Raw genomic sequence first — 15,431 nt, forward strand, 5'->3', positions numbered from 1 at the left:
CCCCTCGAGAGATCGGACGTACTCCGGTGAAAAACGCGACGCCGCAGGATCTACCCGTCGAGCCCATGACCGAGCCGATGTCGGTCCCGCTCCTCGACGATCGAGCACCACTTCTTCCACCCGTGACGGCCGGAGTCATCCGAAAATTCATGATCGTCTACGCCGCGGTATGGATCTCGGGTCTGACCCTTCTTCTGGCCGGGACCGGTCGCGTCCAGGTGCTGGGCGCTGAGCTGCTGGTACCGGGCGGTGGCCACTTTGCCCACGGACACGTTCTGTTCGGCGTCGTTGCGCTCGGGTCGTTGGTTGCGGCCGTACTGCTCTGGTGGATGGTCGGCGCATTTGTCGCACCGTTCATCGTGTGGGGGCTGAATGCGGCGTGGGCGGTTGCAATGCCGAGCCATCACCACATCGACAGCGCCACTGTGACAGCACTTTCCGCGGTGGTGCCCACCTCGCTGGTCTTGGTTGTCGTTGCCCACGCAGTACGTCATCATCGACGCCGAGGTGTGGCGGCCCGTACCAATCTCGTGTTGAACGAACTTCAGGTCCCCGTCACGCGGGTTCCGTCCAGTCCCGTTCTGCCGGTGGGCGAGGCGTCGATCGAGGACCTCACCCGAATGAGGCTTGCTTTCGACCTCGCTCTGCAGCCGGTGGATCGATTCGACGGGTTCGACCGACGGGACCAGTTCAGAGAGGCAGCGCTGCGGTACCAGCTCAGCATCCTCGGCTACACGCTGTCGACATACCGGTACAATTATGCCCCTGCGTTTTCGGGGTACCTGGCCGAGGCTGCGGCACGGTCGATTCACAAGATGAGCGATCGACGAGTGTGGGGATACTGGGCTCTCGAGAATGCCTGGGGCAGAATGAAATCGAGTCGCGATCCGGTAGCGAACACCGACAACATCATGCTCACCGGCTGGCAGGGTGTCGCCGTCGGGATGTTCGAGAGCCTCGAGGACGACCGCTTCTCCCAGCCAGGAGCGCTGACGTATCGGTGGTCCGATACCGAGTCGTACGCCAACGATTTCCATACGCTCTCGGCATCGATCGAAAGGAACATGCAGAGGTCACCGTTCACTCTGTATTCGTGTGAACCTCGCTGGATCTACCCGGTGTGCAACACCTTCGGCGTCAACACGCTCGTCATGCACGACAGGCTCCACGGCACTCACATGTTCGACGATCTCGAAGGCGCAATCCGTAGGGCATACCTCGAGGAGTTCCATCGCCCCGACGGCCGGATCATCGGTGTCCGATCGGAAACGGCCGGAATCTCCTGGAGCCCATGGTCCGGTGACGGAGTCTGGTTACCGACGACGTACTGGATGCACGCGGCCATGCCCGACCTCGCGCACCGCTCGTGGTGGTTGATGCGCGATACGGTACTGCGCCATGACGGCGAGCGGTTCCACTTGCCGAAGACTCTGGCCAATCGGGTCGATGCCGGTTCGTACTCCTTCGGTCGCGATACCTTCGGTCAGATCATGCTGGCGATGGCAGCCCGGGAGATCGGCGACGAGGACGTCGCCGCCAACGTCCTGGCTCATTTGGATCATCACGAACCCACTCGAACTGTCAACGACGCAACGACATTCACGCAGACCTCCACACAGGGAAACCTGTACTCGCTGATGGCGCGATTCGGCCGGCATGCCGGTCTGCGCGACCTCGTCGGTCACGGACCCGATTCGACCTGGCTCCGCGGACCACGTCTGGCCGACGCGTCGTATCCGGACGTCCTGGTGGGCCGCGCCGTCAGCGACGGGGCAGCGCTCGAATGCGTTCTCCATCCAGGCGCGGAACGAAAACGAGTGCATCTGACCATCGACAACGCGCAACCCGAGCGGGACTACATGGCCGTCGGTGCTGTCGAGACGACCGTCAGGGCAGGACGCGACGGCCGATTCGTCCTCGCCGTCGACCTCGGGGGCCGAACCGAACTACGAATCGAGCCGCAATCATGAACCGAGTTTCGGGCCGACGCGTCCGGCAGCAGATCCGCGCTCTCGACCCGACTGTCGATGCCGACGAGATCGCGCGTTTGTCGGTGGTCACGCTCAACGGAAAGAACAGGGTTGTCTACGCGCTCTTCACCGTTGCATTCATCAAACAGGTGGCCGTGCCGAATATGGCGCGCATTCTGTACCGCCGCGGGACCGGTGACATCGTTCGAGAGACGCTGCAGCGCAACGACGACACGATCGTGTTCTTCGGACAGCTGCTCGACCATGGACCGAACTCGCCCACAGGCCGCGAGTGGATCGACCGCCTGAACCGGATACATGCCAATTTCCCTATCCGGAACAAAGATTCGCTGTACACCCTGTCGACGCTCGCACTCGACCCACACGATCTCACACTGGCGCTGGGGCACTCGCCGTTCGGTCCGGCGGAATTGCAGTCGCAGTGGCTCTTCTGGAGGAAAGTCGCAGTGCGGCAACACTTGGAGGGCATACCGGAAACCCGTGCCGAGCTGAGCGCATGGGCGGAGCTGTACGAAGAAGCGGAATACGCCGCCAGCGAGGATGGGCGACACATCACGGCTGCACTGATACGTGCCTTCGGGCAGCGATGCTTACCTGCACCGCTGCGGCGGTGGGACGCGCAGATCATCGCTGTGTTCTGTCCACCGCGCCTTCGCGAAATCCACGGCTTGCCGAGCCCGGGGCCGGTGATGCGGGCTGTGGCCCGCGGGGCCCTCGCGGCGTACGTCCACACCCTGCCGATGCACCTCTTGCCTCTAAACCGCTCACTGGCAATAGATTTCGGGGACAATCGCTACGGGGCACGGATGCCGGACGAGGTAGGGTACCAACGGGCGAAGGCGGCCGGCCGCGGCTGATCAGGTAGCGCGGGGAATGATCACAGGAACGCCAGCAGTCGTCACGTCCACGCCAGCTGGGACCGTCTGTGCCAGTAGGCTTCTGGAGTTTCATGCAGATCCAGGTCGCTGGCGGCGATCAGCTCACGGTCGATCGAGAGCGCGGCGACATTCTGCTCGAGTTGAGCGGCGGTTGCCGCGCCGGAGAGAACGACATCGGCCCACGGTTGCGCGAGTGCACATGCCAGTGCGAATGCGTCACGGCCGACCCCGGCCGAATCCGCGACCCTGCCGAGCGTTGAATCTTCTGCCACGAGTCGACCATTGGCCATTGCCTCTTTGACGACGACGAACCAGCCGGCGTCGTGCGCGCGTTCCAGAGAGGGGCCTGCGGACGGCTCGAGCGGGTTCCAGGTCGATTGCACCGAGCTGAACACGCCGATCTCCAGCGCAGCATGCACCACATCGGCTTGATGCGGGCCGCTGGTGCTGATGCCGATTCGAGTGCCACTCTCGGCTACGGCGCGTAGTTCGTCGAGCAGTGCCGTGTCGGTGAGGGCAGGACTGTCCGGGGTGACGCTGTGGATCAGGTAGTGATCGGGTGCTCCGCCCAGCTCGTGCAGGTCTGGGGCCACTGTTCGGCCAGACGTTCGACCGAGTGCTCTTTGACCTCGTGAACCTCGGCTCCCCGCTGGAAATCGGCGACGTAGGCGTATCCCCATTTGGAGCCGATCGCCAGGTTGTCGCGCCGATTCGGGTGGCGAGACAACCAGCTGCCGAGGAAGCGCTCGGCCAACCCGTAGGAGCGAGCGGCGTCGAAGTGTCGAACTCCGTTGTCCCACGCGGCGTCGAGTACTGCGTGGCACAGCTGCTCCAAGGCTGCTGGATCGAATCGTCCGTCCACAGCGGCCGAGTGCCCGACCGTCAGGTACTCGGGACGTCCGAGTGCGGCGAGGCCGAAACCGAGTTGCGTCATGTCGTCAGTACTTTCATTGTGCCGGGGAGAGAACAACCACCCTATCCGCGATCGGGTAGCGCCCGCGGCCTCGATACGAAATGATGCGAGACATGGGTTCTCGGCTGAGACTGCGAAGTTGCTGGGCCGCCACGCGATGTCGAGAAGGCCCGGCCTGCAGAACGACTACGGAGGAGAGAGCGGATGTCCGATTTCGCAGGGAAGCCATTGATCGGTGAGATTCGGCTTGCACGCGCCCGTGCAGGGTTGAGTTGGGCCAGCTTGGCCGAGGCCATCGACATGCCGGTGGCATGGACGGTGTCGGCACTGTACGGCCAGCATCCTCTCAGCGTCGCGCAGGCCGATCTGCTCGCAGAGAAATTGAGCATGCCCGAAGGCTCGTTGTTCGAGCTCACCCTGGCTCCCTATCGTGGATCACTCGACATCTCTTCGGATCCCACGGTCTACCGATTCCACGAGGCGCTCGAGGTGTACGGTCCCGCACTCAAAGAACTGATCGCCGAGGAGTTCGGCGACGGCATCATGAGTGCCATCAATTTCACGATGAACATCGAACGTCGCCCACACGATGACGGGGATCGCGTCGTGGTGACGTTCGATGGGAAGTTCCTCGACTATCGATGGACCGAATAGCTGAACTCGGGAGCCGATCCGGTGAACGGTGTCGGTAAATACGGCCCTTGTCCGAATCCGCACCCCGCACACGGGGCGTGGTTTACGACAAGGGGCGTAGATCCGATTCCTTGGAGTCGGGAACCACGACCAGTGCACGCCGCATCCAGCTGTACACCCTCTCGTCGTTGAGGAGGGTGAAATGGTGCGCACCGTAAATCGCTAGACCGTCGTCCGGTCGAAGTCCTATGTTGCGGAGCTTGTTTCGGCCTTCGGCGCTGTCGGTACGGACCAGACCGTCGCCCACGAAGACTCCGACCGGGTTGCGTTGGCTTCCGGTGACGACCGCGGACGCGTGATGATGACGCACCCGTTCCGGAACCGAGATGTCCATGGCGGCACCGACATCGAAGCTGTCGGTGTACCGAGCATGACCGTCCTCGTCGGTGATCGCTCCGTGGATCAGATCACGGATACCGGCACTTCGACGCGCCAGTAGGTTCGCGAACGGCCGGGTCTCGGGTACGAGTGCCATTGCGGCCGCGGCGACGTGGACGCCGTGAGCAAGTGGCGCGCCCAGATGTGGTGTCCCCAGAGTGAATACGTCCGTCAGTAGATCCACCCATCGGCGACGGCTTTCGGCGGCGTGGTGAGCGGCGCTGCGTGAGACCAGCCCGCCCATGGAGTGCCCGACCAGTGTGATTCGGTGAACCCTGACCGGCCACGCCGTGACGAGCTGTTCCAGCAAGTCCGACAGGTCGACGCCATTCGACGCAATTCGCCGTCCGGTGTTGTAGCGCAAAAAGATCGAGGTCGTTTCGGCTTCGGCGTCCAGCCGCTCCCCGTATGTGGGCCGCCCACCGAGCTGCCATGCGTATTCCGTCTCGACCAGCCCGTGAACGAATACCACGAGGTGCGCTCCCGCGGTGGGAAACCCGGCGGCCAAGGCTCGGTACTCCGGCGGTACGGGGCGGCCGTCGACTCGAATCGACATCGGATGGGCCAGTACCCGGGATGTTCTCTCCATGTCGTCCCCGATAAGACCGTTCAGAACGGCAATGGTTTGCGCGCCACGGCTGGTGTGCGACGGCGACGGTAGCGAGTCGTCCTCGGTCACGTCGTCGCCGTCGGTCAGGGAACCGTCAGCCAGGGAGCCGTCGGTCAGGGAGCCGACGATCTTGGCTGCGCCGGTGCAGGCGGCCGCGATGCTCGCGTAGGTGCCGGCGGCGATCGCGTCGTGCATCAGTTGCGTCGGCAGGGCGGCGGGACCGACGCCGCGCTTCACGGCAGCGAACGTGCGTCGTGCAATCGCCGAGTGGACGGCGCGCACACCACCCGCCGCCGACGCCAACTCGCGAAGCGTGAGCTCGCCGAGCTCACCCCACTCCTGTGTGCGCCGAGAGTTACGCCCCGGTCCAGGTTTCGTCCCCACCGAATTCAGTGTACGCACGTCCACTGAAACTGGTGGCTCCGCAGAATCGGCGTCTCAGTTCCGGCGGCCGACCACCGGGTTGAGCTCGGAGTTCGCGAGGCCACCGGGCTCGATGCCGGGGAGGAACTCGCGCCACGTGCCGCTGATCAGGGTCGGCGATTCCACGACGCGGGTGCCGTCGGCGAAGTAGGTGGTGGCCAGTGCGCGACGCGGCTGCGTCGTCCGGTTCGGGCCGGCGGTGTGGAAACACAGCGCCGAGTGGAACGATACGTCTCCCACGGCGAACGGCTCGGACTCCACCGCAACGTTGCGCGTGCGGAAGCGCTGGGTGACGGCCTCGTCGTAGGAGGTGCCGACCTTGTCGAATTCCAGGTCTGAGACCTCGCCGAGAACGTCCCGTCCGCGCGCGAACGACAGTGGACCCATCGGGCCAGGAATGGCCGACATCGGCATCCAAGCGGTGACGGCGTCGGTGGTCTGCAACGGGAAGTGCTCGGCGTCGTGGTGCCAGGGTGTGCGTCCGCAGCCGGGTTCCTTGGACAGCGCATTGTCGTGGTAGAGCCGAACGCCGGGCACGTCGAGCAGTGCCGCGGCCAGGCCGCCGATCCGGGGCGAGAGCGCCACGGCACGCATCAGGTCGTCGTGGAGCCACATCTGCTCGAGCGCGGTGAACCGGCCCGCAACGTCATCGCCGTGCTCGGCCCTCAGTAACTCCTCGAGGCGCTCGGCGAGTCGACGTACGACGCCAGGCGAGAACACCGCGGGCAGCCGCACGAAGGCATGTCGTGCGAATGCGTCGACGGCAGCCGGGTGGAGATCGTAGGGCTCGGCGAGTTCGTGCTCGACTTGTTCGTCCGTGGCGGCCTCGACATCCGGCAGTCCAGGGCCGTCGACGAGTTCGGCGGGTGCGGCGTCGTTGGCGGCCAGCGTGACGTACCAATCCCACCAGTCCTGATCGTTGCCAGCCCAGTCCTGGTCGATTCCGCCCTCGCGATTGCGTTCGGGCAGAAGCTCGTTGGTGGCAGGGTTGTTCAGAGCCACAGCAGGGCCGCCTCGTGCGAGAAGGTGTAGGAACCGGACGCGTCGCGGCACGAAGCGAGGTAGTCACCGAGCACGGGGGCCGCCTCCATCTCGTCGAGGGGCACGGAGTCGTCGAAGGCACACCGCTGCAGAAAGCCCTCAGCGACAGCGCGATCGGATGTTCCGGTGGTGTAGGAGACGCGCTGGTCGCGCACGTCGGCACCCGCGCGGATCAGCGCGTCGCGCACCTGCTCGGCCGTCGTGTACGGCGTTGCTTCGCGCACGCCGGCGCGGAAGGCATCGTAGAACGCGATGTAGTGGGAGGCTTCCGTAGCCTGCGCGACCAGACCGAGACCACCGGGAGCCAGTGCGGCCACGAATCTTTCGGCTGCGGCATCCAACTCGGCGGGCGGAAGGGCGTAGAGCGCGTGGGTGGCCCACACGACGTCGTAGCCTGCGTGATCGGCGGGCAGATCCTGCAGTGTCATCACCAGATCGTGCCGGGCGACGAAAGGTGCGGCCAGAGCTCCGCGCGCCTCGGCCACCGAGAATTCGGATGGGTCGAGCAGGTCGTAGGCGACCTCGGGTACTGCGGACAGGTCGGTGTAACGGCGCAGCGCAGTGGGGAACTTACCGCTGCCGCAGGCCACGTCGAGTAGCGACCAGCCGTCGTGAGCCCGGCCGGCGAGCAGCGTCGGCCAATCGGCTGCCAACGCCAGCTGGTGATAGTCCTCGGTGGCCAGAGCGTAGAACGCCTCCATACCCGTGCGGCCCGCCTCGCTCCAGTGCTCGAGACTGCGTTCGGCTGTGTCTCCACTGCTCACGAGATTCCTCCTAGTAAGCCGACTCCGACGCACCGGCCGGGGCGTCGTGGTTGACTCGGTCCAATGTCCAACATAGCTCCGAATTCGCCAACCGACACTGCCGTCGCGCTCATCGACGGATTGCGGGCGATGCGGCGTGGGGCAGAGGCGCTGGCCGGCCTCCCGCCCGAGTCCTACGCCGAGCACCACGCCGCCTTCGAGATGCTCTCCGATCAGCGCGGTCTGATCGCCCAGCACTTCGCAGATCGGCTGGCCGGGATGGGGAATGGACCGCTCTCGGTGCTGTCGGTGGGCTGCGGAGACGGCTCGCTCGATGCCAGGCTCGCAGCGGGCCTGGTGCTGCGGGCCCCCGGCCGCACGGTGCGGTACGTCGGCATCGACCCCTGGATCGGCAGTACCGAGCTCTTCGCCGCCAAGATGGCGGCGCTCGAGGCCACCGAACTCGACGCCCGCGCGTACGTTGCATCGTTCGACGACGCACCCGTCGACGAGACTTTCGACGTCGTGATGTTCGTGCACTCGATGTATTACGTCGCAGACTTACGAGCAACGTTGCGTGCCGCGCTCGCCCTGCTGCGACCCGGCGGCGAACTGTGGGTGGCGATTGCGCCGACGGCCGCGCTCAATGCACTCGTCGAAGTCCTCGCCCCTCCGCTCGAGGGCCATCGGCAATGGTTCAGCGCGGACGTCGAGAAAGCATTCGTCGACGCCGAGATCGTCCTCGACGACACGGTGACTCTCCATGCGCAGGTCGATCTTTCCGCCGCGAGCGCCGACGTGCTGGACTTCGCGGTGCAAGCCCGGTTGACGTCCGAGCTGCACGAGCCGGTGCGGGCCTACCTAGCAGCGGTATCGGTGCCCGGTGCCGACGGCGTCCCTCGGGTGCCCCACCCGGTCGATGTATTCAGCGCGACCCGTCGCTGAATGCCTCGACGCCACTGAACGCGCCGATTCGAGAAAGGTGGACGGAGGTCAGGTCCAGGCCATGCGGGAGCGGTTGTCCCAGTAGCTCTGCGGCGACTCGGCAATGTCCAGGTCGGCAATGTTCAGGTCGCCGGCCGCGATCACGTCGTGGTCGATGGAGAGCGCAGCGATGTTCTGTTCGAGTTGCGCCACCGTGGCGGCACCGGAGAGCACCACATCGGCCCACGGTTGCGCGAGGGCGACGGCCAGTGCGAGCGCGTCGCGTCCGACTCCGGCCGAGTCGGCGAGCGCGGAGAGTTCGGAGTTCTCGGCGACGAGTCGGCCGTTCGCCATCGCCTCTTTGACGACGACGAACCAGCCGGCCTCGTGCGCCTCCGCCAGGGCGGGGGCGACGGACGGTTCGAGGGGGTTCCACGTCGACTGCACCGAGCCGAACACCCCGATCTCGAGCGCGGCACGCACGACATCGGCCTGGTGCGGCCCGCTGGTGCTGATGCCGATGCGCGTGCCACCGGCTGCCAGCGCGCGAAGATCGTCGAGCAGGGCTGCGTCGCGAAGGGCAGGGCTGTCCGGGGTGACGCTGTGAATCAGGTAGTGGTCGGGCTTTCCGCCGAGGTCGCGCACGGTAAGCGGCCACTGTTCGGCCAGGCGTGCGACCGAGTGTTCCTTGACCTCGTGTACCTCCGCGCCCCGCTGGAAGTCGGCGACATAGGCATAGCCCCACTTCGAGCCGATCACGAGCTCCTCGCGCCGGTTCGGACGGGCAGACAACCAGCTGCCGAGGAACTGCTCGGCCAGGCCGTAGGAGCGGGCGACGTCGAAGTGCCGAATGCCACTGTCCCAGGCGGCATCCAGTACTGCGTGGCAATGCTGCTCGAGCGCAGCCGGATCGAACCGTCCGTCCACCGCACGTGAATGTCCGACCGTCAGATACTCCGGGCGTCCGAGTGCGGCAAGTCCGAGACCGAGTTGCGTCATGCCCTGAATACTCTCATCACTGCCGCCCGCGGAGCCCCGCCGAGGAGCCGATTCGCCCTTACCAGCCGGTGGTCAGGACTCTGTTCAACGAGTCGACGAAGTAGTCGACCGATTCCTTCGAGACACACAGGGGCGGTTTGATCTTGAGCACGTTCTGGTGGTCGCCGGTGGGCTGCATGATCACTCCCAGTTCGAGGAGTCGATTGCAGATGGCCTCGGTTTCCTCGGTGGCGGGCTCGAGTGTGGTGTGGTCGCGGATGAATTCGAGTCCGAGATACAACCCTGAGCCGTGCACCGTGCCCACGATGGGGTGCTCGGCCGCGAGGGCCTGCAATCGAGACTTCAAATGGCCACCGACCACACGCGCGTTCTCCTGCAACCCCTCTTGCTGGATGACGTCGAGTACGGCGAGACCGATCACCGACGACACCGGGGATCCGCCCGTGGACGAGAAGAAGTAGCCACCGGTGCGATAGCGGTCGGCGATCTTTCGGGTGGTGACAACGACGCCGACGGGTTGGCCGGTACCGATGGATTTCGCGACCGCGATGACGTCGGGAATCGCCTGCTGCTGCTGAAAGCCCCAGAACCATTCGCCGAGTCGGCCGTAACCGACCTGCACTTCGTCGGAGATCGCGATGCCACCGTGCTTGCGGACGGCGGCGTAGACCTGCTGGAGGTAGCCGTCGGGAAGTGCGACACCTCCGGCGTTGCCGTAGTAGGACTCGCAGATGAACCCGGCGGGGAGTGTTCCCGCCGCGGCCAGGTCGTCGATGAACTGTACGGCTTCGGGGGCGTATTTCGAGGCGTCGTCACCGCGGTGCTTTCCGCGGTAGGAATTCGCGGCATCGACGGTATGTACCCAGTCCGGCCGGGTGGCAGGGGCATTGGGGTTGTCGGCTATCGACGTCGAGACGGCGTCGCTGGCGAAGGTCCACCCGTGGTAGGCCTCCTTCATCGCCACGATGTCGGTACGTCCGGTCGCAGCCATCGCGATCCGGATGGCGAGATCGGTTGCCTCCGAGCCGGAATTGACGAAGAACACGGTGTCGAGTTCGTCGGGAAGTGTGGCGGTGATACGGTCCGCGAACTCGGTGATCGCACGATAGTTGAAGCGCGAGTTGGTGTTCAGCAGCTGCATCTGCCGATGGGCGGCCGCCACCACCTTCGGGTGAGCATGGCCGACGGACGCGACATTGTTGACCATGTCGAGGTAGACCCGGCCGTCGACATCGGCCAGGTATTCACGCCAACCCCGCTCGATGCGGGGAGGCTGCGCGTAGTAGTGCTCCTGCACCTCGGCGAGCAGTCGTTCGCGGCGCTCGAGGGTGTCGTCTTCGGGGTCGACGACGGTAGCGGGCAGCCCGAGAATCGGCGCTGGGTCACCGGCGAGTACCGACCAACCGTGAGCGTACGAGGGCTCGACGCGCAGTGGTACCGGCCCCGAGTTCGATCGGGTGAGCTGGACGTCGATCGGTGTGCGTGCCGGTAACACTGGGGTATTGGGCGAGCTCGGCACGCCCACGAAATGCACCTGGTAGTTACCGACAGCGACGGTGAGGCCGTCGTCGGTGTGGGTGATCGAGCCGTCCGCCGGTACGTCGAGCGCAGTGTCGCGCGCGAGCCAGAGCGTCAGTGCGGTGGAGATCGTGGCCGGCTCTGCGGGAGTTCGGCTGGGCCCACCGGTGAGTCGAGCAGACCACGCAGGTACCACTGCGGCGGGAGCGCCTGCATCGAGTGCGGCAAGCGCGGCGGCCGTCAGGGTGTGTCGGTCGAGCCAGCGCCCTTCGTCGTTGACGGTCGACGTGGTGCCCGCGTCGATGGTCACGGCGTCGGACATACCGGCGACCAACGGTTCGCCCTGCCAGGTCGGTCGCGGCCGGGCGTCCAACCCCAGTGCCCGACGGATGGTTTCGGTCATCACGGCGCAGGGCACCGATGCTGCTTGGGTGAGGATGCGGAATTCGCGATCCAGCGCGGAGTCGGCGTACGAGTTCCCGGCGTCGAGGCGTACCTGCTGACGGCCGCTGAGTACGAGGACCACTCCGCGCAGGGTGACCAATGGCCAGAGTGCCTCGATCTCGTTCTCGCTCAGCGGACGTGCGGCGTGGAAGGCGCGGATGGCGGGCAGTGCGTCGACCGGCGCGAAGCCGTCGTGGTGCAGCAGCGAGGACAAGGTCACCGCAATTTCGTTGACCGCCCACGATCGACTGACATCGCCGAAGTCGATGACGGCGTCGGGGAGCGACCCGGGTGCCGTCGGCGCGAGAACGTTGTCGTCGGTGATGTCGAAGTGACCGAGTTGAAGGGGCAGGTCGGCCGACACCGAATGCAACTGACGCATGGCCGATGCGGTGACGTCGGTGATGAAGTCGCTGACATCCTGGTCCGGCTCGTCGGGCAACAGCGTCGCGATGACGCGATCGGCATGGCGCAGATCCCATTGCAGCACCCGGCCCGACGCCGGGTGGTCGACATCGGAGAGTGCAACGCTGACCTTGCCTGCGAGTTCACCCATCCGCGCGGCCGTGGCGGGGGAGAGATAGTTCGAGCCCATCAGCGTTGTGCCCGAGATGAATTCGATGACCCGGCCGTGGATGCGCCCCTGCGACGAGTTCCACCATGCGGACATAGGTCCGCGCGGGCCGACGACCACCTTCGGGGTACGCAGCGTCGGCTCTCGCTCGGCAACGATGCTTGCGGCGAGGTCCTGCAACTCGATCTCGGACTCGCTGAACACCGGGTTGCTCAGCTTGAGGACGCCGACCGGGGTGCCGCTGTCGATGTCGCGAACCACGAAGTTCTGGTCCTGCTGGCTGCCGAGTTCGGTGAGGGTGCATGCCAATCCGAAGTTTTCGTCCATCAGCCTACGAACCTCGTCGGACTCGAGGGTCGGCGTCGGTAGCTCGGGCTGGGCGAAGAAGTCGAACACGGTGTCAGACATGGGTTTCCTCGGTCTCTTTCTCGAACACGGTCTTGCCGCCGACGATGGTGCGTACGACCGACACAGCCAACAGATTGCCTCCGTCGAGTACGTCACCGTCCAGTACGACCAGGTCGGCGTACATGCCGGGTTGCACTCGACCGACCTGCGAATCGGCATCGAAGGACGCGGCGGAGTCGAATGTCGCGTGGCGTAGGGCGGCGTCGAGCGGCACCGCGAACTGCGGCTCGTTCGGTGGTAGCGAGTGGTCGGTGGCCGAGCGTCTCGTCGTGGCGATATACAAATTCGCCAGCGCCTCGTGGGGCGCGGTCGGGGCATCGGTGCCGAACGCCAGGCGGGCCCCCGCAGCGGTGAACGACGTCCACGGGTAGCCGCGTTCGACGCGGTCGTCGCCCAACTGGGCGCGCCAGTTCGGTTGGATCGCAGGGTCGGAGTGCACCGGCTGTACCGATGCCGTGATGCCCAGCCGAGCCATTCGGTCGGGTGTCCGATCGCTGACGATTTCGAGGTGCTCGAGCCGCGGTCGCCGATCCCACGGCGGATTGACGTCGATCATCTCCTCGAGAACATCGAGGGCCATGTCGCTGGCCAGATCGCCGATGGCATGGATGGCCAGACGCAGGTGTGCAGCATCCGCGGCGACGACGACGGGTAGAAGGGCCTCGGCGCTCCACAGCAGGTCTCCGTTGGTGCCGTTGGCGTACGGGTAGTTCAACGCTGCGGTACACGCGTCGATGACACCGTCGAGTACGAGCTTGATACCGACGAGCTCGAGCCACGGTGTCGGGTCGTTCCGCAGCTCGAGAACACGGTTCACCTGGTCCAGATTGCGCTGCGCGTCACCGGTATCGACGACGAGCCAATGTGCCGAGACACGGACCGGTAGCCGGCCTCCCGAGCGCTGCGCGACACCGCACAGCGCGCGCCAGCCGTCTTCGTCCATCCCCATGTCGACGACCGAGGTGACACCGGCGGCCGCGAACGCGTCGAGCGCACGCCCTATGTGTCGCTCTCGATCCTGGTTCGAGGTGACCGAAGACAGGTAGGCCCAACCCAATTCGTGCGCGGCGCGCTCGTACAGCATCCCGGCGGGTGAGCCGTCGGGAAGACGCGAGATCCGACCACCGGCCGGATCCGTTGTCGTCGCGTCGATTCCCATTGCTTCGAGTGCGGCGGTGTTGACCCAGATCGAGTGCATGTCGTTGGAGTCGAGAAACACCGGAATGTCCGAGACGACCTCGTCGAGCATGGCTGCGGTGGGTTCACCGTCGATGGCATCGAAGAGCCAGCCGCGGCCGCGCAGCATGGTCGCCTCGGAGCCGAGGGATTCTCGTGCGTCGACCAGCCGCTGTCGAATCTCCGTGAGATCGCCTGCGTCGGTGAGGGCTACGCTGCTGAGCCCGGCACCGAGCCACAACAGGTGTACGTGCGAGTCGACGAATCCGGGGAGGACGAAGCGGCCTTCGAGGTCCTCCGTGACGTCGGCGGACGCCGCGTGTGTGGTGCCGGGCAGGTGCACCTCGGCGATGTGGTCGCCGTCGATCACCACACGATCGGCCTCGGCCAAGGTACCGTCGGCGACGGCCTCCAGGGTGCCGGAGGAACTGAGGATCCTGCCGTTCACCAGTGCGGTCCGGGTGGTCGGGGTTGTCATCGAGATGTCTCCTGCGGTAGCGAATCCGATTGCCGTGCTTGGTTTTCTGCCTGTTCGACGCGGGTGGACAAGCGTGCGACGAGAACGACCGGTACGACCAACAACCAACTGGTCACGCCTACGACCCAGCCGAATGTGCTGTAGCCGAACGACTCCACGAGCCAACCACCGAACGCTGGAGCGAAACTGGTACCCACGAGATACACGCCGAGCGAGGGACCCGAGAATCTGCCGTTGGCATCCAGTGCGGCCGCGGTGGCGATGAAGAACAGGAAGGCCGCCAGGTACACCGAGTTCCACGCGACGAGGAGCACGCCGTACACCGTGGGATCGGTCGCGAGGGATGTACCGAGTTTCAGGGCGCCACCGACGACGAGAAGGACCGCCATCGGAAGTGCGCGCCCCACTCGGTCGCCGAGGAGGATGAGTACGAGGGCGGCGAAGAATCCTCCCGCGCTGGATGCGCTGAGAACCACGCCGAGAGCCGCGTCGCTCAGCTGTGCATTGTCCGCGCCCATGGTGCCCGCGATCGCCCAGAGGGAATCCTCGCTGATCGCCCACACCGCGTACATCACCAGCAGGGACACTCCGGCAACGGTGATGCGCCGCTGATCGACCGAGGCGAGCGGATCGAGAGTCCGTCGCACTGGGTCCGGTGAGTCGAGCACGGGTGCGGCGGGCAACCAACCGGACGTCACCAGCAGGACGATCGCGAGACCGGCGACGAATCCGTAGACACTGCCCAGGCCGACGCCGACCAGCGGGATCACCGCGAGGACAAGGGTCACGACGGCTCGGTTGACGAGTCCGTTGGCGGCCGACATCCGGTTGGGATTGCGCAGTGCCGCAAGAGCTGCACCGCTCGCGGCCAGTGCGCCGCCGGCTCCCGCACCTCCGACGATGACGCCGACGACAGTGACGGTGGTGCCGAGCGGGAACGCAGCGACACCGAATCCGAGTGCGGTCACCACGAGACCGACTCGGGCTACCGCGATCCGCCGCGACCCTTCCGCGAGTCGGGTGACGGCGATACAGGCCAGTGCGGTGGCGAGCAGCGAGCCCGTCATGATGGTTCCGGCTTCGGCGACGCTCACGCCGAGTGAGTCCTGGAGTGCGATCACCATGAACGGCAACAGGTTTGCCGTCAGCAGCCCCAGTACGGACATGCCGAACGTCGAGATCCCTCGTCGGGTGTTCAGTGGAAGACGGGTGGCGTCGGGCATCAGAGGAAGGTTCATGA

At 65.6% G+C, this 15,431-nt stretch carries 13 protein-coding genes; 4 read left to right on the forward strand and 9 right to left on the reverse strand.

Translation table 11 applies throughout. The features are described 5' to 3' along the window. The first annotated feature begins 26 nt into the window (after positions 1-26). Both QM588_RS07310 and QM588_RS07315 read left to right on the forward strand, forming a co-directional pair. A complete protein-coding gene (locus QM588_RS07310; RefSeq protein ID WP_283312392.1) occupies positions 27-1,970 on the forward strand; it encodes a linalool dehydratase/isomerase domain-containing protein in 1,944 nt (647 codons plus the stop codon). Further along, on the forward strand, positions 1,967-2,848 hold the full coding sequence (locus QM588_RS07315) for an oxygenase MpaB family protein (RefSeq protein WP_283312393.1): 882 nt from the start codon (positions 1,967-1,969) through the stop codon (positions 2,846-2,848). Before QM588_RS07310 ends, QM588_RS07315 begins: the two co-directional genes overlap by 4 nt. 41 nt (positions 2,849-2,889) lie before the next feature. On the opposite strand, the gene QM588_RS07320 is transcribed toward QM588_RS07315, so the two are convergent. Next, a complete protein-coding gene (locus QM588_RS07320; RefSeq protein WP_283312394.1) occupies positions 2,890-3,462 on the reverse strand; it encodes a hypothetical protein in 573 nt (190 codons plus the stop codon). Continuing rightward, positions 3,414-3,803: an aldo/keto reductase gene (locus QM588_RS07325; protein WP_283312395.1), complete on the reverse strand. Its 390-nt coding sequence runs from the start codon at positions 3,801-3,803 to the stop codon at positions 3,414-3,416. Before QM588_RS07325 ends, QM588_RS07320 begins: the two co-directional genes overlap by 49 nt. A gap of 183 nt (positions 3,804-3,986) precedes the next feature. Here QM588_RS07325 and cynS point away from each other — a divergent pair, with 183 nt between their 5' ends. Beyond that, positions 3,987-4,436, forward strand: a complete 450-nt coding sequence (gene cynS, locus QM588_RS07330) for a cyanase (protein ID WP_283312396.1) — start codon at positions 3,987-3,989, stop codon at positions 4,434-4,436. A gap of 82 nt (positions 4,437-4,518) precedes the next feature. On the opposite strand, the gene QM588_RS07335 is transcribed toward cynS, so the two are convergent. Genes QM588_RS07335 through QM588_RS07345 form a run of 3 tightly spaced genes read right to left on the reverse strand, consistent with a single transcriptional unit; the run spans position 4,519 to position 7,691 of the window. After that, positions 4,519-5,847, reverse strand: coding sequence for an esterase/lipase family protein (locus QM588_RS07335; RefSeq protein WP_283312397.1), 1,329 nt, complete (start codon positions 5,845-5,847; stop codon positions 4,519-4,521). 54 nt (positions 5,848-5,901) lie between these two features. Then, the gene (locus QM588_RS07340) at positions 5,902-6,888 is read right to left on the reverse strand and encodes a phytanoyl-CoA dioxygenase family protein (protein WP_283312398.1); all 987 of its coding nucleotides are present in this window, start codon (positions 6,886-6,888) and stop codon (positions 5,902-5,904) included. Next, positions 6,879-7,691 carry a class I SAM-dependent methyltransferase gene (locus QM588_RS07345; RefSeq protein WP_283312399.1) on the reverse strand — a complete coding sequence of 271 codons (813 nt, stop codon included), beginning with the start codon at positions 7,689-7,691 and terminating at the stop codon, positions 6,879-6,881. Before QM588_RS07345 ends, QM588_RS07340 begins: the two co-directional genes overlap by 10 nt. A gap of 63 nt (positions 7,692-7,754) precedes the next feature. On the opposite strand from QM588_RS07345, the gene QM588_RS07350 reads away from it, so the two are divergent. After that, the gene (locus QM588_RS07350) at positions 7,755-8,615 is read left to right on the forward strand and encodes a class I SAM-dependent methyltransferase (protein ID WP_283312400.1); all 861 of its coding nucleotides are present in this window, start codon (positions 7,755-7,757) and stop codon (positions 8,613-8,615) included. A gap of 48 nt (positions 8,616-8,663) precedes the next feature. On the opposite strand, the gene QM588_RS07355 is transcribed toward QM588_RS07350, so the two are convergent. From QM588_RS07355 to QM588_RS07370, 4 genes are read right to left on the reverse strand one after another with little or no spacing between them, the layout of a single operon-like run. Continuing rightward, positions 8,664-9,593, reverse strand: coding sequence for an aldo/keto reductase (locus tag QM588_RS07355; RefSeq protein ID WP_283312401.1), 930 nt, complete (start codon positions 9,591-9,593; stop codon positions 8,664-8,666). 58 nt (positions 9,594-9,651) lie between these two features. Continuing rightward, on the reverse strand, positions 9,652-12,537 hold the full coding sequence (locus tag QM588_RS07360; protein WP_283312402.1) for an aminotransferase: 2,886 nt from the start codon (positions 12,535-12,537) through the stop codon (positions 9,652-9,654). Beyond that, positions 12,530-14,191: an amidohydrolase gene (locus tag QM588_RS07365; RefSeq protein ID WP_283312403.1), complete on the reverse strand. Its 1,662-nt coding sequence runs from the start codon at positions 14,189-14,191 to the stop codon at positions 12,530-12,532. Before QM588_RS07365 ends, QM588_RS07360 begins: the two co-directional genes overlap by 8 nt. Continuing rightward, positions 14,188-15,429 (reverse strand): MFS transporter, encoded by a 1,242-nt coding sequence (locus tag QM588_RS07370; protein ID WP_283312405.1) that lies wholly within the window; start codon positions 15,427-15,429, stop codon positions 14,188-14,190. Before QM588_RS07370 ends, QM588_RS07365 begins: the two co-directional genes overlap by 4 nt. Between the last annotated feature and the right edge of the window lie 2 nt (positions 15,430-15,431).

Origin of the sequence: Rhodococcus sp. IEGM 1354, assembly GCF_030056855.1 — a bacterium.
GTDB lineage: Bacteria > Actinomycetota > Actinomycetes > Mycobacteriales > Mycobacteriaceae > Rhodococcoides.

Excerpts from the sequence above, each read along its gene's own strand:
- QM588_RS07365 (WP_283312403.1), bottom strand. The coding sequence starts at position 14,191 with ATGACAACCCCGACCACCCGGACCGCACTGGTGAACGGCAGGATCCTC.
- QM588_RS07350 (WP_283312400.1), top strand. The coding sequence starts at position 7,755 with ATGTCCAACATAGCTCCGAATTCGCCAACCGACACTGCCGTCGCGCTC.
- cynS (WP_283312396.1), top strand. The coding sequence starts at position 3,987 with ATGTCCGATTTCGCAGGGAAGCCATTGATCGGTGAGATTCGGCTTGCA.
- QM588_RS07325 (WP_283312395.1), bottom strand. The coding sequence starts at position 3,803 with ATGACGCAACTCGGTTTCGGCCTCGCCGCACTCGGACGTCCCGAGTAC.
- QM588_RS07360 (WP_283312402.1), bottom strand. The coding sequence starts at position 12,537 with ATGTCTGACACCGTGTTCGACTTCTTCGCCCAGCCCGAGCTACCGACG.
- QM588_RS07370 (WP_283312405.1), bottom strand. The coding sequence starts at position 15,429 with ATGAACCTTCCTCTGATGCCCGACGCCACCCGTCTTCCACTGAACACC.
- QM588_RS07315 (WP_283312393.1), top strand. The coding sequence starts at position 1,967 with ATGAACCGAGTTTCGGGCCGACGCGTCCGGCAGCAGATCCGCGCTCTC.
- QM588_RS07355 (WP_283312401.1), bottom strand. The coding sequence starts at position 9,593 with ATGACGCAACTCGGTCTCGGACTTGCCGCACTCGGACGCCCGGAGTAT.